The organism is Flammeovirga sp. OC4, from assembly GCF_000812565.1.
Classification (GTDB): domain Bacteria; phylum Bacteroidota; class Bacteroidia; order Cytophagales; family Flammeovirgaceae; genus Flammeovirga.
Map to the genome: position 1 here is coordinate 36,959 of NZ_JTAM01000041.1, position 26,372 is coordinate 63,330.

A 26,372-nucleotide genomic window follows, 5' to 3' on the forward strand; every position below is an offset into this window, starting at 1 on the left:
TCTTAACAGGATCAACACATCTTTTTCATGCTCTATGAATAAAATTTATTTTCAACTCTTCTTTTACGTTATTTTTCAATGCCTATTCTTCCATACACTTTGGGGACAAGAATCCATGCAAACCAATGCGTTAGGAGCATTCTATTTGAATGGCAACTTAAGTGAAGAAAAGAAAATTGTACTTCAGCAACTCGAAGAAGCTGAGCTTCATCATACTCATCCAATTGAACTCGTAATTCCACTTATGAATGCTGGAAAGGTTTGTATTTTTCTAGAAAAATATAAAAAAGGGAATGAGTACTTAGAGCGTGTATTAAAAATTATTGAAGACAATACAGGTTGGCTTTACCCTGACTATGGAATAGCATTAAATTTTTATATCTACTCCAAACTAAAACTCAATGAATTAGAGAGCATTGATCATTTATTGAAGGAAGTCAATGAAGTACATCAAAAAAGTATTGGAAAGGATAATATTAGTTACGCAAATCTGCTTTTTAATGAAGGCATATATGCTTACAAACAAAAACGCTATATAGTAGCAGAAAAGAAGGTTAACGAGGCGATCAAAATCAGTCGTAGTATGACTACCGTTTCTGAATATTATGGCCGTTATTTATTTATGGAGCTTTATCTCAATAAACTCTATTTTAAAACAGCCCGAGAAGATCTTGCATTAGAAAACCTTCATCAAATCAAAAGTAAACTGGAATCCATTGATCACCGATCTACTTTGCTTTATGCTAAAACAATATTGTTTTTAGGGAACGCATATTTCGCTAAAGAACACTTTGAGGACAGTGAAAAACATTATGTTGAATACGAAACTGTGATTAACCAAATACTACCTGATCATAATGAATTTTTGGGTGATGTCTACAGCAGAAGAAGTGCAATAATGATGTATACTTCTCGGTTTCATGAATGCATTCCGCTTTTACAAAAAACACTAAAACTATATGACAACGATACAAACAAGGATAAGATCAACCGAATTAAAGTAAAACTTGCTTACTGCTATTTTGAACTCGGGATGTACGACAAGGTAGATGATGCTCTAGAAGACATCAAGGATATTACGTTTGATAAAGAAGAATACAATACGCTACTTCACATCGTAAAAACAGAAAGAGCCATGACGTTGGGGGAATACAATAAAGCTGAAATTCATCTCTCTAAAATTCCCAACCCCATTCTTCAGGGGTCTAAATATTTATCCTATGATGAACATCTTGCTGTACAACTCAATATAAGATTGACAATTCTTTTAGGTAGGCTAAATAAAGCAGAAGTTCTACTTGGTCAATGGAAAAAATATTTGAATGAATCAAAAAGTAGCAATGAGAAATTCAATATTAATGTTGAACTCTTAGAGGTTTTTCGTTTGCTGACCAGTAATAATTATCAACAGTCCATCCTCAATTTAGAGGCTATTTTAGCGGACAATCCTGAGGTAATACCTTATGAAAACTTTATCATTCATCTCTTTCTTGGACATGCCTATTATGCAAATAAGGATTTAAAGTTGGCTAAAACTACTTTACTAAAAGCACTTGAAATTGGAAAAGAAATAAAGTATACAGACTATCAAGTTGATATATTAAAAGTCAAGACCTATTTACTGAATATCAAAGTAGAAGAAGGAGAATTTGATGGAGTCGAAAAAAGTTTTAAGAAGATATTATCGCATATAGAAACAAGTCATATTCTTTATTCAAAAGCATTGAGTGATCTGGCGTACTTTTATTCTGCTCAAAATAAATGGGACCTTGCTTACCAAACCATTCATCAAGCTATACAAAACAGAACGGCACTTTATTATGATTATTTTGCATCAGCTAGTGAAGTCGATAAAAGGTTATACCTCCGAAAAACGAAGTATGCATTTGATATCTTTTACGACTTATTAATGAGGTGTGATGCCTCTACCAAAGAGAAATTTATTGCTCAAGCTTATGATATTCAATTGATGAATTATCAATTTTATTGGTTGGATGCTCAAGAGAGAAATTCAAAATTATATCATTTTCAACAAAATAGAAGAAACCATCATTATCCTTCTTACCTTACCCAACTTAACTTGATGAAGTCAAGAATTTCAACTTTTAAGTTTGCCTCTTCATCAGATCAAGAAAAATATCAAAACGAGTGGATTATTACTGACTTAAGAGCTGGAAACTTAGAAAAGACATTAATCAGAGCCTCGGCTCAAATTGATGATGAAAGAAACCATAAACTTTATACTTGGAAAGACATTAAAAGCCAACTGCATGAGCATGAAGTTGTAATTGAAATTGTAAAAGCTCAACTCTATGAAACGACTCAAAAGGCTCATTATTTTGCATTATTGATTTCAAAAAATAGTACCTCGCCTGAATTTATCCCCCTTGAAAAAGCAGACGTTTTAGAAACAAAGGGTTATGCTTCTTACTTAAGTGAGATGACTTCTAGACGTTCCCTTGTACTTCATGAAGAACATGAATATGACACCTATGAGCTCTTTTGGGCACCCATTCAACGTAAAATAGATAAACTTAAAATAAATCCTTCTTCTATTTATCTAATCAATGATGGCATTTACAGACTGATAAACCTCAACACACTTAAGAATAAAAAAACGGATAAATATATTTTAGAGACGCATGCTATTGTTCCATTGGTATCTTCTGCAAAATTGATGGATGATGATCAAATTGAATTCAAAGAAAAAACAGCAGTATTATTGGGGAACCCTGATTTTTCAAAGAAGGTAGAAAATAGCAGAGGAATGCTTTCTAATTTTAGAATATCAGACCTTCCTGGTACCCAGAAAGAAGTAGATCAAATAAGTACTATTTTGAAAAATGACGATTGGAATGTTGAATTATTTACTCAAGAAAACGCTACTGAAACAAATATTAAAAACATAAAATCATCACCTGACATCCTTCATATTGCTACTCACGGCTTCTTTTTTAATCAAAATACAAATAAAAATATCAACAGTTCACTCTTTCAATCAGGTCTTATATTAAGTGAACTTAGCTCAAAACCTTTTGATGAAAAGTTTAAAGAAGGCAATGATGGCATTCTATCGGCCTATGAGGTTTTAAATCTTAATCTCACCAATACTAAACTTTTAATACTTTCAGCGTGTAAAACAGGTATCACAAATTCGTTTGATGACGAAGAAGTATTGGGCTTAAAGTTTTCATTCCATACAGCTGGAGTCAAAAGTATGATCATGAGTTTGTGGGATGTCGATGATTTTGCGACTCAAAAATTGATGAGCAATTTTTATCGTTATTTCATTGGTGGAAGGTCTAAAAACGAAGCCTTCCGAATGGCACAATTAAATATGCTTGAAGAGTTTGGCAGCCCGTATTATTGGGGAGCTTTTACCATCACGAATTAAAATATTTTACCTAATTGTGTATTTTTCTGCCAATGAGATTGAACCTCGTAGGGTATCTGTCTATAATACTCCCTTTCAAGAGGACCTATATTTCCCATTGAAAAAGGTTTACCAATACGGACACCTATCTCCCTCATCTTTTGAAGCATTTTTTCATCTTTTGCATATTTCTGTTCTTGAAGGATAAAAGAAAGTTCTGTCAAAAATTCTTCAAGGGATAAAGACTTTACTTTTTCTAAAGAAGGGTTAGAAAATACAGACTCTTTTGAATTTAAATTTTGCTGTTTCTTTGCCTTTTGGCTGTAATAAAACAGTACAATTGGAAACCCAAAATTATAGATATCCTCAATTTTCCGAGCATTTTCTGAAACTAGATCTGTAGAGCGTTGAATCTCTCTACAAGCATTAAAAGCAGTAAGAATACCTACAATACCAAGAATAATCAGTAAGCGATTATTGAATTCCATTTTCCTAATTACAATTTATTGAAGAATAAAACATCAAACCTTATTGAAGAGTGCAATGATTTGATGAGAGTTATAAATAGAAACGGGAATTTGAATCCTTACTTTGTATAAATTCTGGTGATCTAGTGTAAAAAAATGGTTATTAAAAAAGGAACCTCTTATTTTGAGATTCCTTCTAGATCATTAGTCAACTTTACCAATCCTTTTTTCAATTGATTCCGTTTTAGACTTAATCATATTTGATTTATTCTTGTTGTAATCCATGTTCATGACACAATAAATACGATCTGAAATTGGATCCATAATTTTATAAGCTTCATCCACTACTTTCAATAATTCAGTAACTGTTTCGGCTTCAATGACTGTACCCATAGGTGAAAACTGATAAGTCAAACCCGACTCCTTTATGTGTTGAACCACTTTACTTACATATTCACCAATATGATCTCCCTTGTCAATGGGGAAGATCGCAAAATTCATAATAGCTCCCATAAAATGTGTTTGTTTTTACGTTCAGCACAAATTTAGAAGTAATAATGAATCCAAACCTATTTTATTTGACTAGATTTTTTGGGGGAAGATAATTTCTCGTACCATACTACAAAAAAGATATCATATTCATCCCCCACTTTTTCACGACTCAGTTCATATTCCACCCCAGTTTCTTTATGAATGAAGAATTTCATGGTCGTATCCCCATAGTGAAGTACACTGTCAAACTTGATATCATATTCTTTGGTAATCTCCTTTTCAAAAGATGAAATATTCGATTTAGTTAGGGTAGTCGGAATTTGTGAATCTTCATTTACAGGTTGGTACATCACACCGCAGGTAACATCGGTCTCTTCGTCCTCAATAGGCATGACTTGAAATAATTGATCATTGATTTGTGTAAAAGTACTTTTTTGATCTCGTTCTCCTAATTGAATTCCTTCAATTTCTTGAGCAAATAGATTTTGGGTAAAAACAAATAAACCAGCTGTTACGATTAATTTATAAATCATTAGAATAATAAAATTTAGTTTAAATACTAACATTATTGTTTACTCCTATTTTACATTTGGGGTTTTCTAATTGATTCTATATAGTTTAATGAATAATAGTTGTTAGGAATAATTTAAAGGCATTATAAAATTTTACTGACTAATATCACTCAATAATTTTATAAAACAATGTAGCTAATGTGTGGTAAACTACAACTTTTAATTGACCCATTCTGCAAGCATTTATAGGATCTACTTTCAAACTTCATTCTTCTTCATTTTGTCTTAACACAAAAACGAAGCAAAAAAGTCAAGGCTTAAAAGTCAAAAGCTTAATTCCATACCTCTCGCCTAAATGATTTTAAACTCGCTAAAGATCAAACAAGAAAATCATTTTTAATGGCTCAATACATGAAATTCTTAACGCTTTTCCATTCAAGGCCGAGGTCATTACTACTAAATGATAGGATCATTACACATAAAAAAGGCAAGGTTTTTTATAATAATCTTCTAAAATGCTGTGCTGTATGGATGTTACATTGCAACATCCTCGCGAAACACAATACACTACCATATACCCTTCATAAAAAGAGATGCATAATTTAGTTTACAGTGTAGTCGCAAAACACCTTAAATTGTAAGGAGGAATTTATTTGAATTGGTGAAATATGAAGTGGAAATTTTTCTTTCAAACTATATTTAAAAAAAACATCACTCATGAAGTGATGTTTTTCTATTCCCAATAATTGGGATTCTAACTACTTTTGTAACTTAATAAATGTTGAAACAAATTTAGTCAGTAGTATTACGCAGCGCAATAACCATTTTTGAGTATTTTTTCTGATTTTTTTAATTATTTCGTACTATGAAAAATAGGAAAATACTAAAAATCAAATACCTACATTTTCTTTCCCAAGAATACATTTACGCCTTTTGGCTGAGGATTTCCTGCAATTCTTCTCCAACTAACCACTTGTCCTACATGGGTCAAAGCATCTGCGATTTGACCATTGATTAAATACCAAAAGGGAAAAGATTGTGTAGCCCCATTATAGTTGTGGTTTTCTAAGGATTGAGGGTCCATTTTTCTTAAATATTGGCCTAACTCCCAATATAGGTCTAAGGTTTCTTTACGGTATTCCTCGAAACTTGACAACTCTTTTTTAGCAGAAATACTATTGGTCAAAACCTTATGAGCAGCAAAAGCCAAATCATAAATATGCCCAATTAATTCTAGCATATTTCTGCTCGACTCAACGGGTCTAAATTCAATTTCGTTTTCAGAAAGGCCTTCTGTTGCCCAATGATACCTAAAACCAAGTCCATCCACCAACCTGCTTAAAATAGTAGCCGCATTGGTTACTTCGGGAAGTTTTGGTATTTCATAATAGGGAAGTTCTTTGTTCATTATTTTAAAATGGTTTTGATCTCTTTTAGCTTTGCATAAAGCTTCTTAAAATGCGCTAGTAACTCTTCTTCTTTTCCTTCTAGCATTAGTTCTGGAGTGAATAAAGCACTTCCTCCCATTCCTACTCCATACACACCTATATTGAAATATTCAAACAAATTGTCTTGGTTGATTCCTCCCATTGGTAGAAGTGGAACTTCATTTAAAGGGCCTTTGATGTCCTTTATGTACTTAGGACCTAATTGAGAACATGGAAATACTTTGACTGCTTTTGCTCCTAGTTGCCATGCTTTATAAATCTCAGAAGGTGTAAATGCACCCGGAAAAATAGGTGTGTTACTTGTTTTGCACTTCTCAAATAACTCTTCATTTAAAATAGGAGTAACAATAAAATTAGCTCCGGCATGCATTGCTTTTTGAAGGTCTTGTACCGAACAAACCGTACCTGCTCCAATATTTAGATTTGGGAAATGTTGGATTGCATTATGGATCAATACTTCAGCCTTTGGTGTGTTCATTGTAATTTCTAAGGTGGTAAACCCTGCCTCTTCATACAATGGTAAAATTCTCTTTAGCGTTTCCCAATCTACACCTCTCAAAACACCCATAATAGGTGCTCTTTCAAAAGCACTTGATGAAAATGTATCTATCATTTCTATTTTGATTCTAAAAGTGGGAAATACCTTTCTTTAATGATATCCATGTGGTGTAATTGATGCCCTGCAATCGTGAAGCCCAAAGCCAACGTAGAGATTTCATTACCGTTAGCAGAACCTGCATGCTGTAACATATCGTCTGTAAAGCTTTTGAATAAAGAAATGGTATTTACTCTCAATATTTGAAATTCATTGATCATATCGTCCAACTCTCTATGATTAGCCATACTTGATATTACATAATCATCTTCCTCAAAACCCGGCAAATTTGTCTTATCCTCTCTAGCTATTGTCAATGCTCTATAGGCCAATATCCTCTCCGTATCTATCATATGTTGCATGAGTTCATGTGTCGTCCATTTATTAGGAGCATACACATTCATTTTCAACGCTTTTAAATCAGCAACAAAATCAGCATCAATTTTTACGATCGTTTCTGAAAGTGCATCTATAACTGACAATTTATCATCTACTTTGTTGATATACCTATCAAAAAAATTAGGCATAAAAGGAAGGTCTTTCTTTCTCATAAAATTATTATTTGTAATAAAAAATCTACTGAGTCATGTTTCGTATAAAAAATCTCAGCGATCTCTAAATTAATGAATTCTTTTAAAATAAGTACTTTGATAAGTAGAATATGGGCTACATAGTTCAACATAGATCACAATCGAAGATTCTTAAGAGGTAAGATCGCTGTATAAAATGAAATATTATTATCTTCAATCCTAAATTCGTCAATAATCAATTTACAAATGAAAAATCTAATCACACCTCAACAATTATCAGATCAATTAGGAGACAAGGACCTTGTGTTATTGGATGCGAGTCAGGATGGTAAAGCTGCTGGTTTAGCGACTATATATCCTGATTTAATGATCGGTGGGGCTCGTTTTTTTGACATCAAAAATACCTTTAGCGATACATCGAGTGGATTACCGAATACTTTTCCTTCTGCGGTCCACTTTGAAAATGAATGCCAAAAACTTGGGATCAATAAAGACAGCAAAATTGTCGTTTATGATAATATTGGTCTGTTTTCAAGTCCAAGAGCCTGGTGGATGTTTAAAGCCATGGGCCATGAAAACGTAAAAGTGTTGAACGGTGGGCTACCTGCTTGGCTGAAAGATGGTTTCGAAACGGTCCCAAAAAATCATAATACAACATTTGAAAAAGGTGATTTTCAAGCCCATTTTGATCCTCAGAAAATAAAATCTATGGAAGAGGTATTGGAAAATATTACTTCAAAAAAAGAAATCGTTGTGGATGCAAGAGGAAAGCAACGCTTTGATGGCACTGTTGACGAACCAAGGCCTGGAATGAAGAGTGGACACATTCCTAATGCCGTCAATATTCCTTTTAAAAACCTACTCATAGAAGGAAAACTAAAGCCAGAAGGTGAATTAATAAAGATTTTTAATGCTGCGGTACCTCAAGGTCAGAATTTGATTTTTAGCTGCGGTTCAGGTATTACAGCCTGTATTGTACATCTTGTTGCTTCAGAAATTATAGAGGTACCCATGTCGGTTTATGATGGTTCATGGTCGGAATGGGGAAAATCTGAAAATCCTATTGTCAAAAGCTAATCACATCATGAATCCATAAATTTCAATACTTTGCTCTTCAGCTTTTTTAAAACAAGGAACAAAGTATTGATATCTCCATCTTCTTTTTTCAACTTCTCAATAGATTTTTTTCGGATAATGAAACAACTGATTACTTACTTCAAAGATTTCCATCAGAACCTTTACGGCCCATTTACATTCCTATTAATTGGCCTATGGGCTGCCTTTCTAATTGGTGTGAACTATTATTTTGACATAGAGGATGGTTATATCGATCACATCAACTCTTTTCCACTTAAAGGAGTGGCATTTTTTATTTATCATTTAGTGGGTTATTTGGGTGTATTAGTTATAATTCATTGGAGTACGGATCGGAAAGTTCTGACGCAAAACAAAGATTTTTGGATAAAGCTGACTTTTGTTTTTATCGTTTTAGCAGCTGCGAGAAGTTTCTTTTTTCATCACTATTTAGTCGCTGGATTAGATGGTTACACGAAGGTTTACTTTTTCAAGGTATTTTCGAAAGCGAGAAAAGTTATCATTTTTTTTACGGGGGCCATTCTTCTTTACTTTTTCTTTGATAAAAAAGAACTTTCTCACTTTTATGGCTTGTCCATGAAGGCTAAAAACCTTCGTCCCTATTTTATTTTATTAGCACTCATCGCTCCATTTATTATAGGTGCTTCTTTTACACCCGCCTTTCAAAAATTTTATCCTTTTGTAAAGTATGCTTACCCTGAAGTGATGGCAAAACTTTACCATTTCCCTAAAGAGCTTTTTATTACATTTTATGAAATCGTTTATGCTTTAGAGTTTTTTGGCGTGGAATTATTTTTTAGAGGCGTTTTAATTTTTGGGTTAACAAAATTTATTGGGAAAGATGTTGTCGTTCCGATGGCGATTACTTATGCTGTTTTTCATTTTGGAAAACCAATGGGTGAAGCAATTAGTTCTATTTTTGGTGGGTATATTTTAGGAGTGATTGCCTATTATTCAAAAAGTCTTTGGGGAGGAATCATTATTCATATTGGTATCGCCTTATTGATGGAGTTTTTTGCTTATATCCAATTATAAAAAATTACCCATACCTTAAGCATGGGTAATTTGTAGTATTTAAATTGCTTTGAATTCCAATATTATTAATCGTTTGAGATCACTTGTACACGGATAATTTCGTCATCAATTTCTACAGTGAATCGAGAAAACTCTAAGGACAACTCCTCACAAACTGTTTCTTCTAACTCTGATTTATCTTCCATAGAAACTTGATATCCCCTATCAATTTCTCTTTTGATTGCTGCAGAACCTACTGTATTTTCCCAGCATTCAATAATTGAAGCGATATAAGCCAAATTGGGCACTTCAGACATTTGTTCGAAAATTTCCTCCTCCTCATCGTCTGTTTCAGCTTCGGCGAGATCCATTAATAAGTCATAGTGGTCTTCATGTAATAAAAACTCATGATTTACCACTTGATCGTTGCTGTTTAGATTTCTTAGTTTTTCTAAAGTTGACATATCTTAATCAGTTTATTCACAAGCCAATTTAATAAAAAAAAATTGAGATCGCTTTAACCTAATATTAACTACATCTCTTTATCAAAAAAACTACCCTCCAATTAAGAAAGGTAGTTCAAAAGCAACTGAAATATTTACGCTTTTACAAATCCGCTAGAATACTTTGGTGTAATTCGTAAATGTCTTTATCAGTCAAGCTACACAATGAAAAACTAAAATCGTTTATTCTTTTGGCTTGATTATTTTCAATCGTACTGAAAGATAATTGTGATGAAGCACGTTCATCTACTACCTCTTTACATTCATAATCATCTTTTTCACGTACCTCAGTAATTCGGTTTTCTGCTAAAGGAGTAAATCTAAATCGCTTATTATCCCCAGAAGGGTCTTCAGTAATTACTACTTTCGCATCAAAGCCTTGATGTCTAATTCCTGTTACCGTAAGTGTTTTTGGATTATACTCAACACTTTGGTAAGCTCCGGTAGTTGCATTTTCTCTAATATCAAACTCCATTACTGTGACAGTATTGCGTGAAGTGTGTACTATTCTATATTTAGCATCTACTTTATCTGAAATATCAATATCTGGAATACTGTCGACTGGAATGCCCCAATCTGGAGTATCATCACTTGGTCCTAGTTCTTCATGACTTCCACATGAAGAAAAAATAGCTAATGAAAGAATAATAAAAGTAATGTTTTGAATGAAGTATCTCATTTTGTTTTTAATTATGTTTTTAATTATGTTTTGTGACGTTCAGTATAAAAAACGTGATACTACATTATTCTGATTTCCTTTAAAAGACATTATGAATACCTAAAAAAGACCAAAATGGCTTTTCAATGAACTTTTTAGGAAATTCATAAAATTCTAAAGTTATAGTTGATTATTTGGCTCTTCTGATCTGCTTGCTCGATTACTTTTTTGAAGGACAAAGGTGTGTTTCCAACAAAAAACTTAAACTCTCTTATAAAATGGGCTTGATCAAAATATCCAGAAGATAAACCAATGGCTGTCAATTGATTTTCTTCATCAATGATATTACATAAAGCCTTTCTAAACTTGATGAGACGTTCAAATTTCTTGGGGGAAATACCGATCTGATTTGAAAATAATCGATGGAGTGAGGTGTAATTCGTTGCGTTAGATTCGCAAAACTCCTCAATGGTTTTTATAGGGTTCTCTCCTCTAAAATTCCAGTAAAAATCTTTGACAAGGGAAGATAACTTACCCTGCTTATATTGTGAGGAGAGCTGAATGATTATCTCATGTTCCAGTGGAGAGTTTTGCCTACTGGTGAAAGAAAAATCATAGTCGACTACTTTGTTAATAATGTCTTTAGGAGCTAAGGTAAAAAAAGATTGTAAAGCATAAGGGTAAAACCGCACACCCAATAGTTTAACACCTTTAGGGTAAAATTGAATTGATGGAGACAAACTTACCCCTTCAAGGTGTGGGCTATTTTTTACAGAGTTGTTATAAGAATAACTCACCTCAGATAAAGGTATAATGAGATTGATATACTGACTTGGAGGTGAGTAGATTTCAAGATCATCAGTAGTATTTTCCAATACCCAGACTCTTTCTATCAAATCTGAGTATTGAAAAGGTGTATATGATTTTAAATCAATCAAAACTGTCTTTTTAAGCCATAAGTTCTATCCTATTTCCATCCGGATCCAAAAGGACACTTTCATAATATCCATCACCGGTAAGACGCGGTTCTCCCACAATAACGATTCCTTCTTTTCTAAAAGCAGCTGTCATCTGATCCACTTTTTCTTGACTCCCGACATCAAAAGCAAAATGCGTTAAACCTATTCTTTCTTTCACTTCGGTGGATAATTCAAGTTGATCGGTTTGCATTATCTCAAATCGAGTACTTTCCCCATCTATTGAAAGAAAATAGGAAGAAAAACCTTTCTTTAAATTAATGTACTTTTCGTTGGCCTTCATTCCAAAGTATTTTACATAAAAGGTTTTTAATCTTTCTAAATCTTTGGTCCAAATGGCAATATGTTCTAATCTCATCTTACTTGTATTATATGATTGATAAGTACCAAGCCAATATTAGATCACATATAATATCGTCTTGTTACTTATAACAAAAGTAAGTCAGTAAAAATGGAGAAAATTGTATATTTTAAACAGTTGAAAAAAAGCCAACTCATTGCTGAGTTGGCTGTCCTTTATTTTTTCTTTTTTCCGGAGCCGATGTAAGCACTTACTTTACCACTTGCTCTTTGTTTATCGATAGAGGCTTTATTTTTTAATCTTCGCTTCTTATCTACTTTATCTTTGTTCTTCTTCTTCTCATGGAAGGCTCCTTGGAACGTTGGATCTTCTTTTCTCTTTTGAATATCGATTTCCATCGCCATTTCTTTCGCCTCATCTTTTGGCGTTTCAGAAATTTCAATATCCAACGGCAAATCCAATTCTGGAATATCTTTATTGATCAGTTTTTCAACTTTTTTCAGGTGATATTTTTCGGCCTGATTACAGAAAGTAAAGGCTGTCCCCTCATTGTTGGCTCTACCTGTCCTACCTACTCTATGTACATAATCGTCATACATAACCGGTACATCAAAGTTGATCACATGAGAAACCATACTCACATCCAAACCACGAGCAGCAACGTCAGTGGCTACCAATACACGTATATTTCCATCTTTAAAGGCTTCAATACTATTAATTCTAGCATTTTGCCCTTTGTTAGCATGAATTACTCTTACTTCTCCTTCAATTTTACGCTCCAAATACTTGAAAATACCATTTGCATGATCTTTCTTTTTCACGAAAACAATGATTCTTGAAAGTTCATCATCTTCATTCAGAAGGTATTCTAACAAGTTCAGTTTTGTTCTGAAGTTAGGCACATAGTAAACGTATTGATCTACCATTTCAGCTGTAGTCGCTTGTGGTGTAATTTCCACTCTAGTAGGGAATTCTAAAAATTCCTCACTCAAACGGACTACAATATCAGGCATTGTAGCAGAGAATAATAAGTTTTGACGCTTACGAGGAATGATTTCCAACATCTGACGGATCTGAGGCATAAAACCCATATCCATAATACGGTCGGCTTCATCCAAGACCATATACTTGATTTGTTTCGTTTTTAATTTCCCTCTTGAATAGATGTCCATGACTCTACCCGGAGTACCAATTAAAATATCGATCCCTTTTTCAACTTCTTCAATTTGTGTTTTGGGTCCAATACCACCATAAACCACTGCATGACGAAGTCCTGTATATTTACCAAGCTTCTCCACTTCTTTGCCTACCTGAATAGAAAGCTCACGAGTAGGCACCAAAATCAAAACTCTAGGATCATTCCCTTGAGCATATTTTGCTTTGAATAATAAAGGCAATAAATAAGCGGCTGTTTTACCAGTACCTGTTTGGGCAATACCAAAAAGGTCATGCCCTGCCAAAACTAAAGGAATTGCCTTTTCTTGAATAGGAGTTGGTGTGGAGTACCCTTGATCATCACAAGCGTTGTAAAGTTGTTTGTTCAGCTTAAAGCGGCGAAAACCTAATTCGTCATTTTCAGCGTTTTTTTTTTCAACTTCTAATTCCAAACCTGGTTTTTGAGGCAAATGAGTCAATTCAGGATCTCCTCCTAAATGATCTACATTATTAAACTCAATTAACTTAAATTCACCAGTGTACTCGTTGTATTCTATAGTCGTTACACCTGTATTTTTAGGTGCATAATTTTTCATTTGATCGAAATCCATGTCCAATAACAGACATAAGAAAACTCGAATAGAACGGCTGTGCATACAAATCATCACATTGCGTTCGCTTTCGTTTTTCATGATTTTCTCCAATCCTTCTGCCTCTCTTCTCAAGACGTCCATCAATTGTTCACCATTTTTTGGATAACAATCGAAGTTGCCTTTCTCCCACTCATCAGAAATATCTTGAACGGTCATTCCATCAATCGTATGATCGTCAATAGAATTACCTTCATAATCTCCGTAATTCATCTCGTCAAACTCTGGCATGATCTCATAGTCCAAACCTGCATCGATAAATCCTTTTGCAGTTTGATGAGTTCTTTTTAATGAGGTCACATACAATTTATCGAAAGGAAACTTCTTGTAAGCGTCAAATAGAAGTGAAGCTTGCTTTTGACCATTTTCATTGAGGTCAGCATCAATTTTTCTTCCTTGTACAATTCTTTTTGTATTGTAAGCTGTTTGACCGTGTCTGACTATATAAAGTCTTTTTGAATTACTCATTATGATGTATTAATGTTTTCAGACACAAAGTTAAAGGGATAATCAAAAAACAAATAGATTTATTATTAAAAATAAATGAATAAAATGTAATTATTAACGAAATACAGATTAGTGATGGTCTAGTGATTTTTTCTTAAATGTCGTATAATTGTAATACTATGACATTAAATCAACGATATTTCATATCATTTCCTCTAACAATCATCTTTGTTTGGGTGTTTTCTTTTTGTTCTAATGCTCAAACAATTTTTTGGGCCGATACGGTCTTTCACTATTCTACACAATACAGTGACGTTGCATTTGGAGCTACACAAGCCCTAGGAAAACCCAATGTTCCCAATTCTATTCAAAAGAACCCTTTAGCTTGGCTTTCTGATGAAGATGAAAGTGCCGAAATTACCGTTGGCTTTGGCTTACCTATTCCCAATGTCAATCAGATTATCATTGCTGAGTCCTTCTATCATAATGCTATTCAGGAAGTCACCATCATCGATGCAAATAACATAGAGTCAATCGTTTACGACCAAGTACCTTCTTATGTAAAAGATGGTGGGAGTATTTCCAATTTATTTATTAAGAAAAACACAGCTGGAATTAAAGCTATAAGAATACGATTACAAGCAAAATCATCTATAAGACAATGCGGTATTGATGCCGTTGGGGTCTCTACTTCTTCAAAATCTATTGCTATTTTACCAGAAGTAAGTCAACTTATTGCTCCTACTGTCATGACGCATCAGTTGAACAATACGCTAAATACCGATTATGATGAATTTACACCGACTCTAGATATAAGAGGTCAAAAATTACTATTTACAAGAAGCATTAATGGGAAACCTCTCTTGTATGAAGCGTCATTAGACAGTCAAAATGTGTGGAATGCACAGCCTGTTCAAATTGATTCTTCCACCAATGTTTTGCAACAATACATCACAGCGATAAGTCCAGATGGAATTACCGCACTTTCAGTTATCGATGGTAGTGGTTCAGAATTTCACCTTTCAACCTTGGAACTTTCCGATTCTACTTGGATAGAACAAGAGCAAATCATTATTCCAAATTTTCAACTCTTAAAACAAAAATCTGATTTCTTTCTGTCCAATAGTAGAAAAGTAATGTTGATGTCTCTCACTGATCATCGGTCTGAAAATGAAAGTAATATCTATGTGAGTTTTAAAGATAAAGAAGGTAGATGGTCTGCTCCACAAAACCTTGGGAATACCATAAATACACTTGGGAAAGAGACATCTCCTTTTCTCTCCAGTGATGAAAAAACATTATATTTTGCTTCTACCGGTCATGGTGGTTTTGGAGGTAGCGACCTTTTTGCAGTAAGACGATTAGATGATACCTGGACCAACTGGTCTTCACCTGAAAATCTAGGATCCTTGATCAACACAAAGAGTGATGAAACAGATCTTTGTGTACCAATTACAGGTGATATTGGCTTTTTCTCCAGAAGAAATACAAAAGGAAATTTTGATATCTATAGTGTAAAACTACCAATTTTGTTACCTCCAGAACCTGTAGCAGTGATTTCTGGAAAAGTAATGAACAAAGACAATCAATCTCCTTTAAATGCTAAAATAGTTTATACTGACCTTGAAACGCAAAAAGAAGTGGGAACCGTTTACTCTAACGCAACAACAGGTACGTATTATATAACTTTACCTTTAGGAAAATCTTATTCTTTCTTAGCACAATCTACAGGGTTTCTATCTCAAAGTGAACATATTGACCTGGGAGATCAAAAAGACCAGGTGCATGCTATACAAAACCTTTTACTTGTTCCATTAGAAGAAACTGCAACACTTGTTTTGAAAAATATTTTTTACAAGACCAACAGCAGCTATTTAGAAAAAACATCTCATGATGAGTTGGATCGTATCGTTGAACTTCTAAGATCAGAAACTACTATTGAGAAAGTGACGATAACAGGCTATACAGATGATCAAGGGAAAGAAAGTTATAATCAGTGGTTGAGTGAAAAAAGAGCTCAAACAGTTAAGAACTATCTTGTTAAAAAAGGAATAGCTGCCTCTAGACTTATTGTTGAAGGAAAAGGTGAAAATGAACCTATTGACAGTAATGAAACAGAAGAAGGGAGAAAACAAAACCGACGAGTTGAGTTTAAAATTACAACTTTAGGTGAGGTGTACTAAAAAAGTTGTATTGTCATGCCTAATTCAAAGAATATAAACAGTTCAATACAACTTTTCATTATATATTTTCTATTCGAAAAATAGAACAAAGAGTGTCAATGCAATTCCTCCCAATGTAAAATACATCCCTTTCTTGAAGATTTTCGTTTTCGGTGCAAACATCCAAAATGTGGAAAGCACAAAAAAGAATAACGATACCCCGAAAAAGATATTCAAAAAGAATAACGGATCACCCGAAGTTGCCTTGTGCATATGATTCATCTTCTCAATCATGTAAGGCTGCTTTTTCAAAGTGTATTTTGCTTCACCTGTTTTTACATTATATGTACCTTGTTTATAATGGTACAAGTCTCCTTCAACTTTGCTTACTTTAAGTCTTCTAACACCAATTGCCTTTCCGATCTTATCTTTCTCAAGTCCGGCATCAACTGTCTTTTCGAAGTAATAATCCCTCTTTAAGAAGTCAGTATCTCTAAAGATTAAAATAATGCCGCTGAATGAATAAACAGCCATAATACCTGCTAAAAAAAATCCAAGATAACGGTGAATAATTCGCATCCAGTAAGCGGTAGTATTTTTCTTTGCCATGTTTAGTTTAAATTAGAATTAGTCTAAATAATTTCGTGCAATATTACAAAATTATCAATTCGGAAAAAAGGATATTATACGACTACCCAATCTATTTTTAATACCAAACGTCAAAATCAATCTTATGACATAGAAAGAATAACAATGAAAATTATTCAAGTAATCCATTTACTATCAAGCCAAAAAATGTAACCTGCATTATGGATGTCACTTAAATTTTGTTACCTATTTTAATTTAGCAACATCGTTTCCTTATCGTTATATTTACACCATAAATTAAGCTTTTAGTGTAGAACTGCATAGAAATTAGTTGATCTATTATTCTTTACCTTTTAACTAGTTTACACCTTATACAATAGTATAAGGTGTTTTTTATATCAACCTCTTAGACCGAAAGTGATTAATCAATAAAAGTCAGTTCTGATTACAAAGTGGTAAAATCTCTAAATCCAGAAAAATGAAAATGTGGTTTTAATATTCTAATTGGATTTAATAATTAATTCCAGTTGATAAGTGAAATATGTAAGGTTCATTGTTATTAACACAATTTACTAATCATTCGTTCGATTTGCACCGTATAAGAAAACATAATCATTAATACAGATAACTCACTTAATTGATATGAAAAAGAATATTATACATTCACTTTCTCTCCTATTTGTTTTCTCACTTTTATTTTCTTGCGATGAACAAGCTGAAAATAAACAAGAAACAATTAGACCTGTAAAAGTTATTACTACAACTACAGCAGATTATCTTTCAAATAAAACATTCAGTGCTACAACTAAAGAGACCAAAGAGTCTAGCTTATCCTTTAGAGTGGGTGGTCCACTTATAAAATTAAGTGCTGAAGAAGGACAACATATTAAAAAAGGAAATCTAATTGCAGAAATTGATCCTCGTGATTTCAGAATAAATGTTCAAGCAAAAAAGGCTCGTTTTATTCAAGCAGAGTCAGAAAAAACAAGATATGAAGGTTTGCTAGCAAAAGGTTCTATTCCGCAAAATGAATATGACCAGAAATTAGCGGCTTATTTAATCGCAAAATCTGAGTTTGAAGATGCCGAAAATGCGTTGAAAGATACAAAGTTATACGCTCCTTTTAATGCGGTTGTCTCTAAAAAATTAGTAGAAAATTATCAGGAAGTAGCTGCAAAACAACCTATTGCAAGCTTATTAGATTTCTCTGCGATTGAAGTGAAATTTACGATTCCTGAAAGCTTCATTCGTTACTTTGATTATGTCACAAGCTTTAAAGTAAAATTAAATGCTTACCCTAATGTAGTTTTTGATGCTACGCTAAAAGAAATTGGTGCTCGTTCTGAAGGGGCGACAGGTTTCCCAGTTTTCCTATACTTGACGACTACAAAAGAGATGATCAAAACGACACCTGTCGGTTCTGGTATGGCGTGTCAGGTGACGGTAGAAATGGATCAGAGAAATACTTCTAGAGGTGATGTGATCTTACTCCCAGTCTACTCTATCCTTCAAAAAGGGGCTGATAAAAAGCCTTCAGTGATGGTTTTTGATCCTACGAAAAAGGTAGTGAACAAAAGAGAAGTACGTCTGGGGCAGTTAGTTGATAAAGATAAAATACAAATACTTGGTGGTCTTAAATCAGGTGAATTGGTAGTAGAATATGGAGCTAATTTACTTCAAGATGGTCAAAAAGCGAGAGTGCTTGATTTCAATCCAACTTCTTCAAAATAATCAACATCAAAGACATATATCATGAGTATTGCAAAGTATTCCATTGAAAATAAAAAAGTAATACACTTCTTTTTAGTTGTATTGCTTGTAGCGGGTGTTCAATCTTTCTTCAGTCTTGGTAAACAAGAAGATGCCCCATTTACCATCAAACAGGTCATCATTACTACTGAATATCCTGGTGCTACTCAGTGGGAAGTTGAGGAATTAGTAACGGAAGTAATTGAAAAAGAACTTCAAAAAGTAGGTTACTTAAAACAAATCAAATCAGAATCTAGAAGAGGTCTGTCTCAAATAGATGTTGAGATTGTTCCTAATTTTGACCCTGATCAGCTCCAACAGAAATGGGATGAAATCAGACGTAGAGTAAGAGACGCAGAAATCAATCTACCTGAAGGTGCAGGGCCTGTAAACATCAATGACAACTTCGGTGATGTGCTGGGGATGTACTATGCACTAAAGGCGGAAGATGGAATTGATCCAGGAACATTGAGAGATTATGCGATTTATATCCAAAAGAGTTTAAAACCAATCAAAGGGGTTGCAAAAGTAGAACTTTATGGTGCACAACAACCTGTAATTGATGTAGAGATTTCTCAAACAAAATTAGCCAATTTAGGAGTTAGCCCTCAGATTGTATTTCAAACAATAGAAAATCATAATAAAATTGTTCAAGGAGGTACTTTTAATTCAGGAAGAACTTCTCTGAAAGTAGATGCTACAAACTCTTTTACAAGTATCGAGGACATTCAAGAATTAATTATTAAAGGTAAAAATGGACAGCAGTTCCGTTTAAAAGACATTGCCTCAGTAAAACAAGGTTTCCAAGACCCTGCCGATGTACTAATGAGAGTAAGTGGTCAACCTGCTATCGGTATTGCAGTCTCGAATGAAGCAGGATTGAACATTGTAGAAACAGGTGAAAAAGTAGATGCAAAACTTGAAAAATTAAAAGGAACAATTCCTGTAGGTTTAGAACTTGTGGGTATCTACCATGAAGATCAAGTGGCTCAAGAGGCCAATATGGATTTCATTGACAACTTAGTAATGTCAGTAGTGATCGTAGTCTTGATCTTAATGTTTGCGATGGGTGTTCGTCCAAGTTTATTGATCGGTTCAAGCTTGGTGTTTGCAATTGTAACAACCCTTGTATTTATGGAATACATTGGACTGACACTTAACAGAACTACACTTGCCGCAATCATCATTGCCATGGGTATGTTAGTGGATAATGCCATTGTGGTGGCTGACAATGCAATCAACGCCATGAAAAAAGGAGTGAAGAAAAAAGAAGCCTTAATCAAAGGTGCTTCTATCCCACAATGGGGATTATTTGGTGCGACTTTTATCGCTATCTTCTCTTTCCTTCCATTGGCATTAGCAACAGATGATACTGCAGAGACAATCCAACCTTTATTCTATGTATTGTCGATCTCATTGTTATTGAGCTGGGTATTCGCCCTTACACAAACAGTGGTTTATGGTGATTTCATGTTGAAAGAGCCTAAAGAAGCTGGTGATCCTTATGATAATGTGTTTTTTAAATCATTCAAACGTTTAATTGAAAAGTTAATTCAACACAGATGGATCAGTTTAGGTGGAGTAATCGTAGTATTTATTGGGTTTGCCATGTGGGGAAATTCAGTAAAACAAAGTTTCTTCCCATTTGTGTCAAAACCTTTATTCAAAGTGGATTACTGGTTACCGACAGACACTCCTATCGATTTCACTTATGAGGATTCTAAAAAACTGGAGAATTTCTTATTGAGACAAGATGAGATAGAAAAAGTATCGATCACAATCGGCAGTACTCCTCCAAGATATTACCTCGCTTCAGTGTCATGGAGTAGCACTAGAAACCTTGCTTCTTTCTTAGTCGAAGTGAAAGACCCATCGATGTCTAATGAAGTAATGGAAAGAGCACAGCAATTTGCTCAAGACAGTTTACCACATGCTATCAGCGTATTCCAATTATTTAAAGCTGCACCAACGCCAAAAGCAGATATCGAAGCTTGTTTCACGGGTCCAGATCCAAAAGTGTTGAGAGAATTGGCAGAAGAAGCAAAAAGTAGAATTGCTCATGTGAAAACAGCTAAAAATGTCAGAGACAATTGGCGTGAAAAGACTCCGATTTGGAAACCAATTTATTCTGAAGAAAAAGGAAGAAGATTGGGAGTTACAAAAGAGCATATCGCTACTGCGACTAGAATGTTACGTGAAGGTGTTCAGGTTGGTGAATACAGAGAAAGAGACAAAAGAATGCCAATTCTTGTCAAAGAAAAAACAAGAAAGAATTACGATAACAGTAACCTAGGTACAATGCCTGTCTTCTCTGATGAAGGACAAATGGTGACACTTGATCAAATCGTTGACGACTATGAATACAAATACGAAGAGGATTGGGTATGGAGATTCAACCGTCAAAGAATGATCGCTGTACAATGTGATGTGGTGATGGGATATGAAAGCCCTGAGGTAGAAAATGAGATTGTACCAATCATTGAGGCCATGGAACTTCCGGAAGGATATACACTCTTCTGGGATGGTCTTAAGAGATACCAACAACAATCCAATGAGGCAATCTCTGCACCCCTTCCAATTGCTGCAGTATTGATGTTAGGCGTATTGATCATTCTTTTCAAAGGATTTAGAAAGCCGTTAGCCATCATCGCGATTTTACCATTGATCTGGGTGGGAATCATCTTAGGAATGAAAGTCTTCGGTCAAACTATAGGCTTCATGGCCATCTTAGGTCTACTAGGTCTCGTAGGTATGGTAATTAAAAATGCCATCGTCTTAGTAGAACAAGTGGAGATAGAAATGGAAGCAGGTTTGAATGAGTATGATGCATTGATCATGGCGGCACTATCAAGAACAATTCCAGTATCAATGGCAGCAGCAACAACCATTTTAGGTATGGCACCGATCATCACAGATCCATTATTCGGAGGTATGGCTGCCGCAATTATGGGAGGTTTATTTGCCGCAACAATTGCCACACTGGTAGTACTTCCAATTTTCTACGCGATTTTCTTCAACTTAAAAAAGGCTCAATAGTCATGAAAAAATATATTTTATTCGTCTTCACTGCTTTCTATTTTACATTTAATGTACAAGCTCAAGAAGTATTGAAAATAAAAGATTATAGACAAAAAGTTTTAGAATATAATCAAGATATCCAATCTGCTCAAAAGCAAATCAGTGCTGCTGATGAGTACATTAAAGTAGCAAATAGTGATAAAGGGCCAAGAATTGATGCTGGCGCAAGTTACAGTTATACTGGCCGCCCGTTTGATCCGACTGGATTTAAGCCTAGCAATGCTCCGATCGGGGAATGGTTGCCGGTTCATCATAACTACAATGCCAATATCACTATCAAACAAGATATCTATACTGGTGGTAGAATTAAGAGTTCTATCAAATTGGCTCAGATGAAAAAGGAAATTGCTTCTGCTCATCGTGATTACACTGGTTCTGAATTATTATTTTATGCTGATCAGTTGTATTGGAAAAGTGTTGGAGATAAGGAAGCATTAGAATTGGCTCGTCAGTATCAAACATCAGTACAAACGTTAGTAGATGTTGCTAAAAACAAGTATGAAGCTGAAATCGTAAGTAGAAATGATCTTTTAATGGCTGAAGTAAAGCTTAATGAAGCAGAACTTGAAGTATTGAAAGCACAAAATAACTACAATATCTCAATTATGAACCTAAACAGATTGATGGGAAAAGAGATTATTTCTTCGACTGTAGTAGAAGATACAGTAGACTTTTCAGAATTCATATTCGATACCAATGATGTAGTGACTAGAGCTTTGGGACAAAGAGCTGAAATCAGACAGTCGATTGCGGAAGTAAAAGCAACGCATGCTAATACTGATTTAACTGCTTCAAAATACAAAGGCAATCTTCATGTATTTGCAAAAGGAGTTTACGGTGCACCAAGTCCACAATTGGCCAACTCCCCTGAAGGAAATTACTATGCAGGTGCAGGCTTTTCGATTCCCATTTATCATTCGGGAAAGAAGAAAAGAGAATTAGCTGCTAGAAAAATAGAGTCTGAAATTGCTGTTTTGAATAGAGAAAAAGTGACAGATCAGGTCATTCTAGATATCAATGAAGCAATGTATCTATTAGATGAAGCGGCAAAGCGAGTTGAGTTAACCAATGCCTCTTTGGCAAAGGCGGATGAAAATTTAGATATGATCATTGATCGTTATAAAGATGGATTGTCTCCTATCATCGAGGTCACAGATGCTCAAGTAAACTGGCAGATTGCTTACAGAGAGTATATCGATGCTAAGGTAAAATACAAAGTAGCTTGTACAAATATCGAAAAAGCAAGCGGCGATTTATATCAATCCAAGTAATGAAGTGATGTATTAGATGAGTGAAGGGGTCAGCGAGAGTTGGCTCCTTTTTTTGTAGAAGAGTAAAGCATAAAAAAGTCATCCCACTTCACATTATCGGGATGACAATTTAAATAAAGTAACTTGTAATTCATAAAAATGACTAACAATAGTACTATGATCACTACATAATAACCTTTTCTCTAATCTCCTTTTTTGCTTTAAAAATGGAGAAAGTCATACAATAAAATGAATGAGGAGGATTAGTCAAGATTCGCACATGAAGGTGCATATGTATAGCATAAAAAAATCATAAGGTAATAAAAAATTCCAGCGTATTTGATACTAAGAAGATTATGACTGAAACGGTGTCGTCTTCTTACGTATTATTGTAACACTAATGTAAAAGATATTTTATTGTCCACAAAAGTGTGCGGAATATTACATTCGTTTTTTTAACATATTTTTTGTTTTAATTAAGTTTTCTATTTAATTTTAAAAAATACCTCCTTCAAAAATACGTTTTCCGTTCATCTTTACTCTAAAAAATGTAAAAAGTTCAACAAAGTAAAATACTCTATTGAACTTAAGATAAAAAGTAAATAGTTGATTCTAGGCTAAAATATATTCTGGATCTTTTTTATACTCTTTGGGAGAAATATTAAACCTTTTCTTAAAGACCATTGAAAAATGACTTGAACTGGAATACCCCAAATCTGACGCAATCATTGACATGGTTTTGTTACTTTTCAACAATAATTCTCTTGATTTATTTAATCTGATATCTTGATGATATTGATGTATAGTCGTCCCAAATACTTCTTTAAATAAAACTCTTAATCGACTTTCACTCAATCCTACTTCCTTTGTTAGGTCATCGATTAATACAGGTTTATCAATAACTTTCTCCAAAATTTCTTTTGTCTTCATTACAGGCTGAACATTCAAATCCGTTTCGCGTACTTGTTGGGCTTCTTCCCTTTCATTAATTTTTCTGAAAAACTCTGATATCAAATATTTCGCATAGACTTCAGACATTTCAAGGGCAAATAAATCAGTCTTATTGATTGAAAAGAAACGATCAAAAATTTCGATCATGCGAGGTGTAAAACGTTCCTGTAAATAAAAGGAAGTATGGAAGCTATATTTCTTCGTCAACTTCTCCGATTTATTTATGTACTGTTCAAACTTGTCTTTTCTAATACGGATAATTATCATTTTTCTTGCCTTTCCCTTACTTACTTTCCATTCTAAATTGGACTGATAATTCACACAAAATGCACCTAAAGCATTGAATTCAAAAGCCGCTTCATCATTCTCCGATGAAGGATGAAGCTTACCTGAAATTGGGTTACCTAACACCAATGCTATGTATTCTTTATTTTGAGTTTTAGGAGAAGCTTCAAAAATTAGATCGGAATACAAATCAAAATCAAACTTTAGGATTTCAAGATACTCTGTACTTTTATAGCCTTGAATTGTTCCTTTTGCCTTTTCATTGTTAAAGTGAACAGTAGTATTGATCACCTTTCCATTAAAAACTGAAGCCCATTGATTTAAAACAGTAGAAAGTGTAGAGGTTTCCATATTTTTAAAATGATAATTGTTTTTGAATTAAAATTTCACACATCTTAAACCACCTTAAGTGATAAAATTATTTCTTCACTATTACAGGTGACATTATTAGTAACGGTAAATAACAGTGTTACTTTTTGTAAAATTTGATCATCTTCTATCAAATAATGATTATCATCACTGGTTTAACAATTGTTTAAAAAAGGCCGTCTTCTTTTTTTAAATGATTGACATGCATCTACTTAAAATTTCTGTTTTTTAATTTGTCAAATACTTCTCTACTTTTGAAGTATAATCTAATCTGAACATTCACTTCAATGCGATATTTACTGCTATTAATTTCTTTTTTTATATCCTATTCTCTTCAAGCTCAAATCTTAAACATTGAAAAAGCAAGGCTCGACGAAGGGGATTCTGTACACTGGGTAGGTAACATTTCTTTGAATTATAGATTAATCAATCAGCAAATAACTACACAGGGCGGAGGACTGAAAACAAACTTTGCCAGAGTTGGTAAAATCAATGATTTAATCTTAATATCCGATCTTTCATTTCTTAATTCAGAAGGCTTTGATCTTCTCCAAAATGGATTTCTTCACGGAAGAATGGAGTTTTTAAAAAATAGAAAGCTATCCTATGAAGTATTTACGCAGCTTCAATTTGATCAGGTAAAGGGAATGAACGAACGTTTTCTTTTAGGTGGTAATTTTAGGTTTAGCCCAATAAAAAGTAAGAAAAGCTTTTTAGCTATTGGTATTGGAACTTTTTATGAAAACGAAAATTGGCATTGGTTAACCGAACAAGATGGGGAAACGATTATACATAAAGCAAAACCGTCAATAGCCCGATGGAATACATATATTACTTACAGGGCTGATTTTTCTGACAATGTTTTCTTCAATATTATGTCATACTTCCAAACTAAATATAGTAATGTAAGAGAATATAGATTAAGTATTTTGGCTAACCTCAATATCAAAATTTCTAAGAAGCTCTACTTTAATAATAATTTTACACTTTGGTATGAAAACCGTCCTTACGTACCCATCGATAAGTTGAATTATAGCATTAAAAATGGAATTGGGTATAACTTTTAGACAATCCCATTCATCTAATTACAAAAAAGCCTCTTCAACCTTAAATGAGTTGAAGAGGCTTTTTGATTTAAAATATCTTTAGCTTTGTACAATGGTTTAATTTTCTTGAATATAAAAACGTACCACTTCACGTTGACGGTTAATATTCGTCGTTCCACCAGAAAGACTATGTGATTCGTATCTTAAAAGTAGACCTTCCTTAGAAACAATGAACTCAATCCATTTATTCGTTCCTTTAAGGTCAGTTGCACCTTGTAATAGCACCTTTACTTTGTACGAAGATAAACCCAAATAACTGATTTCATTGATTTCAACTTTATTCGATGAATCATCTAAATAGCTCAAAATATCTCTTCTGATTTTACTCTTGAAATACGGTAAGCCTAAATAATCAGAGTTAGCATTGTACACTTGCATGTCCCAATCTTGATTAATAAATTCAATCGCATAAAAATCATCTTTTGCGTGTACAATACGAGCTTCGATGTTGACATAATCTTGAGAACCAAAAGCAGTAGAAAGTACATCAACATTATAAGGTAAACCATCTGAAGAAGATTGTTGTAGCGTTTCTTTGATATCTTTTACTGGAGGTTCTACGAAGTAGTTAAAAAGAAGTGTAAGTAAAAATAATAGTTTCATTTGTTAATAATTTG

The 26,372-nt window shown here is 33.8% G+C and carries 22 protein-coding genes; 8 read left to right on the forward strand and 14 right to left on the reverse strand.

Annotated elements, in window-relative coordinates; translation table 11 throughout:
- Nucleotides 1–34 precede the first annotated feature (34 nt).
- A complete protein-coding gene (locus PL77_RS18920; protein ID WP_082026627.1) occupies nt 35–3,394 on the forward strand; it encodes a CHAT domain-containing protein in 3,360 nt (1,119 codons plus the stop codon).
- Here PL77_RS18920 and PL77_RS18925 read toward each other — a convergent pair.
- The 6 genes from PL77_RS18925 to PL77_RS18950 all read right to left on the reverse strand — a co-directional run bounded on the left by PL77_RS18925 (nt 3,391) and on the right by PL77_RS18950 (nt 7,438).
- Nucleotides 3,391–3,861, reverse strand: a complete 471-nt coding sequence (locus tag PL77_RS18925) for a hypothetical protein (protein WP_044208851.1) — start codon at nt 3,859–3,861, stop codon at nt 3,391–3,393. The genes PL77_RS18920 and PL77_RS18925 overlap by 4 nt on opposite strands.
- Before the next feature lie 183 nt (nt 3,862–4,044).
- Nucleotides 4,045–4,353: an MTH1187 family thiamine-binding protein gene (locus tag PL77_RS18930; RefSeq protein WP_044208853.1), complete on the reverse strand. Its 309-nt coding sequence runs from the start codon at nt 4,351–4,353 to the stop codon at nt 4,045–4,047.
- Nucleotides 4,354–4,409: 56 nt separating this feature from the next.
- Entirely contained in the window at nt 4,410–4,865 is a 456-nt protein-coding gene (locus PL77_RS18935; RefSeq protein ID WP_044208856.1) for a hypothetical protein, read from the reverse strand.
- An 877-nt stretch (nt 4,866–5,742) separates the two neighbouring features.
- Nucleotides 5,743–6,252, reverse strand: coding sequence for a hypothetical protein (locus tag PL77_RS18940; protein ID WP_052444558.1), 510 nt, complete (start codon nt 6,250–6,252; stop codon nt 5,743–5,745).
- Nucleotides 6,252–6,905, reverse strand: coding sequence for a bifunctional 4-hydroxy-2-oxoglutarate aldolase/2-dehydro-3-deoxy-phosphogluconate aldolase (locus PL77_RS18945; RefSeq protein WP_044208862.1), 654 nt, complete (start codon nt 6,903–6,905; stop codon nt 6,252–6,254). The genes PL77_RS18940 and PL77_RS18945 overlap by 1 nt, the downstream gene beginning before the upstream one ends.
- A gap of 2 nt (nt 6,906–6,907) precedes the next feature.
- A complete protein-coding gene (locus PL77_RS18950; protein WP_044208865.1) occupies nt 6,908–7,438 on the reverse strand; it encodes a DinB family protein in 531 nt (176 codons plus the stop codon).
- Between the two features lie 225 nt (nt 7,439–7,663).
- On the opposite strand from PL77_RS18950, the gene PL77_RS18955 reads away from it, so the two are divergent.
- Together PL77_RS18955 and PL77_RS30830 are read left to right on the forward strand one after the other, a co-directional pair.
- Nucleotides 7,664–8,494: a sulfurtransferase gene (locus tag PL77_RS18955; protein WP_044208868.1), complete on the forward strand. Its 831-nt coding sequence runs from the start codon at nt 7,664–7,666 to the stop codon at nt 8,492–8,494.
- Nucleotides 8,495–8,611: 117 nt separating this feature from the next.
- Nucleotides 8,612–9,547 (forward strand): type II CAAX prenyl endopeptidase Rce1 family protein, encoded by a 936-nt coding sequence (locus tag PL77_RS30830; RefSeq protein WP_052444559.1) that lies wholly within the window; start codon nt 8,612–8,614, stop codon nt 9,545–9,547.
- Between the two features lie 65 nt (nt 9,548–9,612).
- Here PL77_RS30830 and PL77_RS18965 read toward each other — a convergent pair whose 3' ends face one another.
- From PL77_RS18965 to PL77_RS18985, 5 genes are all read right to left on the reverse strand, one after another.
- The gene (locus PL77_RS18965) at nt 9,613–9,990 is read right to left on the reverse strand and encodes a hypothetical protein (RefSeq protein ID WP_044208871.1); all 378 of its coding nucleotides are present in this window, start codon (nt 9,988–9,990) and stop codon (nt 9,613–9,615) included.
- 142 nt (nt 9,991–10,132) lie between these two features.
- On the reverse strand, nt 10,133–10,708 hold the full coding sequence (locus PL77_RS18970; protein WP_044208874.1) for a hypothetical protein: 576 nt from the start codon (nt 10,706–10,708) through the stop codon (nt 10,133–10,135).
- 143 nt (nt 10,709–10,851) lie between these two features.
- Nucleotides 10,852–11,625 (reverse strand): AraC family transcriptional regulator, encoded by a 774-nt coding sequence (locus PL77_RS18975; RefSeq protein WP_044208877.1) that lies wholly within the window; start codon nt 11,623–11,625, stop codon nt 10,852–10,854.
- A gap of 10 nt (nt 11,626–11,635) precedes the next feature.
- Nucleotides 11,636–12,022 (reverse strand): VOC family protein, encoded by a 387-nt coding sequence (locus tag PL77_RS18980; RefSeq protein ID WP_044208880.1) that lies wholly within the window; start codon nt 12,020–12,022, stop codon nt 11,636–11,638.
- Nucleotides 12,023–12,180: 158 nt separating this feature from the next.
- Nucleotides 12,181–14,238, reverse strand: a complete 2,058-nt coding sequence (locus PL77_RS18985) for a DEAD/DEAH box helicase (protein ID WP_371199245.1) — start codon at nt 14,236–14,238, stop codon at nt 12,181–12,183.
- A gap of 158 nt (nt 14,239–14,396) precedes the next feature.
- On the opposite strand from PL77_RS18985, the gene PL77_RS18990 reads away from it, so the two are divergent.
- Nucleotides 14,397–16,400, forward strand: coding sequence for an OmpA family protein (locus PL77_RS18990; RefSeq protein ID WP_044208882.1), 2,004 nt, complete (start codon nt 14,397–14,399; stop codon nt 16,398–16,400).
- A gap of 69 nt (nt 16,401–16,469) precedes the next feature.
- On the opposite strand, the gene PL77_RS18995 is transcribed toward PL77_RS18990, so the two are convergent.
- Complete coding sequence (locus tag PL77_RS18995) at nt 16,470–16,988, reverse strand: membrane protein (protein ID WP_044208885.1); 519 nt, start codon at nt 16,986–16,988, stop codon at nt 16,470–16,472.
- A gap of 621 nt (nt 16,989–17,609) precedes the next feature.
- Between PL77_RS18995 and PL77_RS19000 the strand changes: the two genes are divergently transcribed.
- From PL77_RS19000 to PL77_RS19010, 3 genes are read left to right on the forward strand one after another with little or no spacing between them, the layout of a single operon-like run.
- The gene (locus PL77_RS19000; RefSeq protein WP_044208888.1) at nt 17,610–18,698 is read left to right on the forward strand and encodes an efflux RND transporter periplasmic adaptor subunit; all 1,089 of its coding nucleotides are present in this window, start codon (nt 17,610–17,612) and stop codon (nt 18,696–18,698) included.
- 21 nt (nt 18,699–18,719) lie between these two features.
- Complete coding sequence (locus PL77_RS19005) at nt 18,720–21,752, forward strand: efflux RND transporter permease subunit (protein ID WP_044208890.1); 3,033 nt, start codon at nt 18,720–18,722, stop codon at nt 21,750–21,752.
- Between the two features lie 2 nt (nt 21,753–21,754).
- Nucleotides 21,755–23,065: a TolC family protein gene (locus tag PL77_RS19010; protein ID WP_044208893.1), complete on the forward strand. Its 1,311-nt coding sequence runs from the start codon at nt 21,755–21,757 to the stop codon at nt 23,063–23,065.
- Nucleotides 23,066–23,656: 591 nt separating this feature from the next.
- Here PL77_RS19010 and PL77_RS19015 read toward each other — a convergent pair.
- A complete protein-coding gene (locus PL77_RS19015; protein WP_044208896.1) occupies nt 23,657–24,631 on the reverse strand; it encodes an AraC family transcriptional regulator in 975 nt (324 codons plus the stop codon).
- A gap of 305 nt (nt 24,632–24,936) precedes the next feature.
- Between PL77_RS19015 and PL77_RS19020 the strand changes: the two genes are divergently transcribed.
- Nucleotides 24,937–25,716 carry a DUF481 domain-containing protein gene (locus PL77_RS19020; protein WP_044208899.1) on the forward strand — a complete coding sequence of 260 codons (780 nt, stop codon included), beginning with the start codon at nt 24,937–24,939 and terminating at the stop codon, nt 25,714–25,716.
- A gap of 96 nt (nt 25,717–25,812) precedes the next feature.
- Here PL77_RS19020 and PL77_RS19025 read toward each other — a convergent pair whose 3' ends face one another.
- Entirely contained in the window at nt 25,813–26,358 is a 546-nt protein-coding gene (locus tag PL77_RS19025; protein WP_044208901.1) for a hypothetical protein, read from the reverse strand.
- Nucleotides 26,359–26,372: the final 14 nt, after the last annotated feature.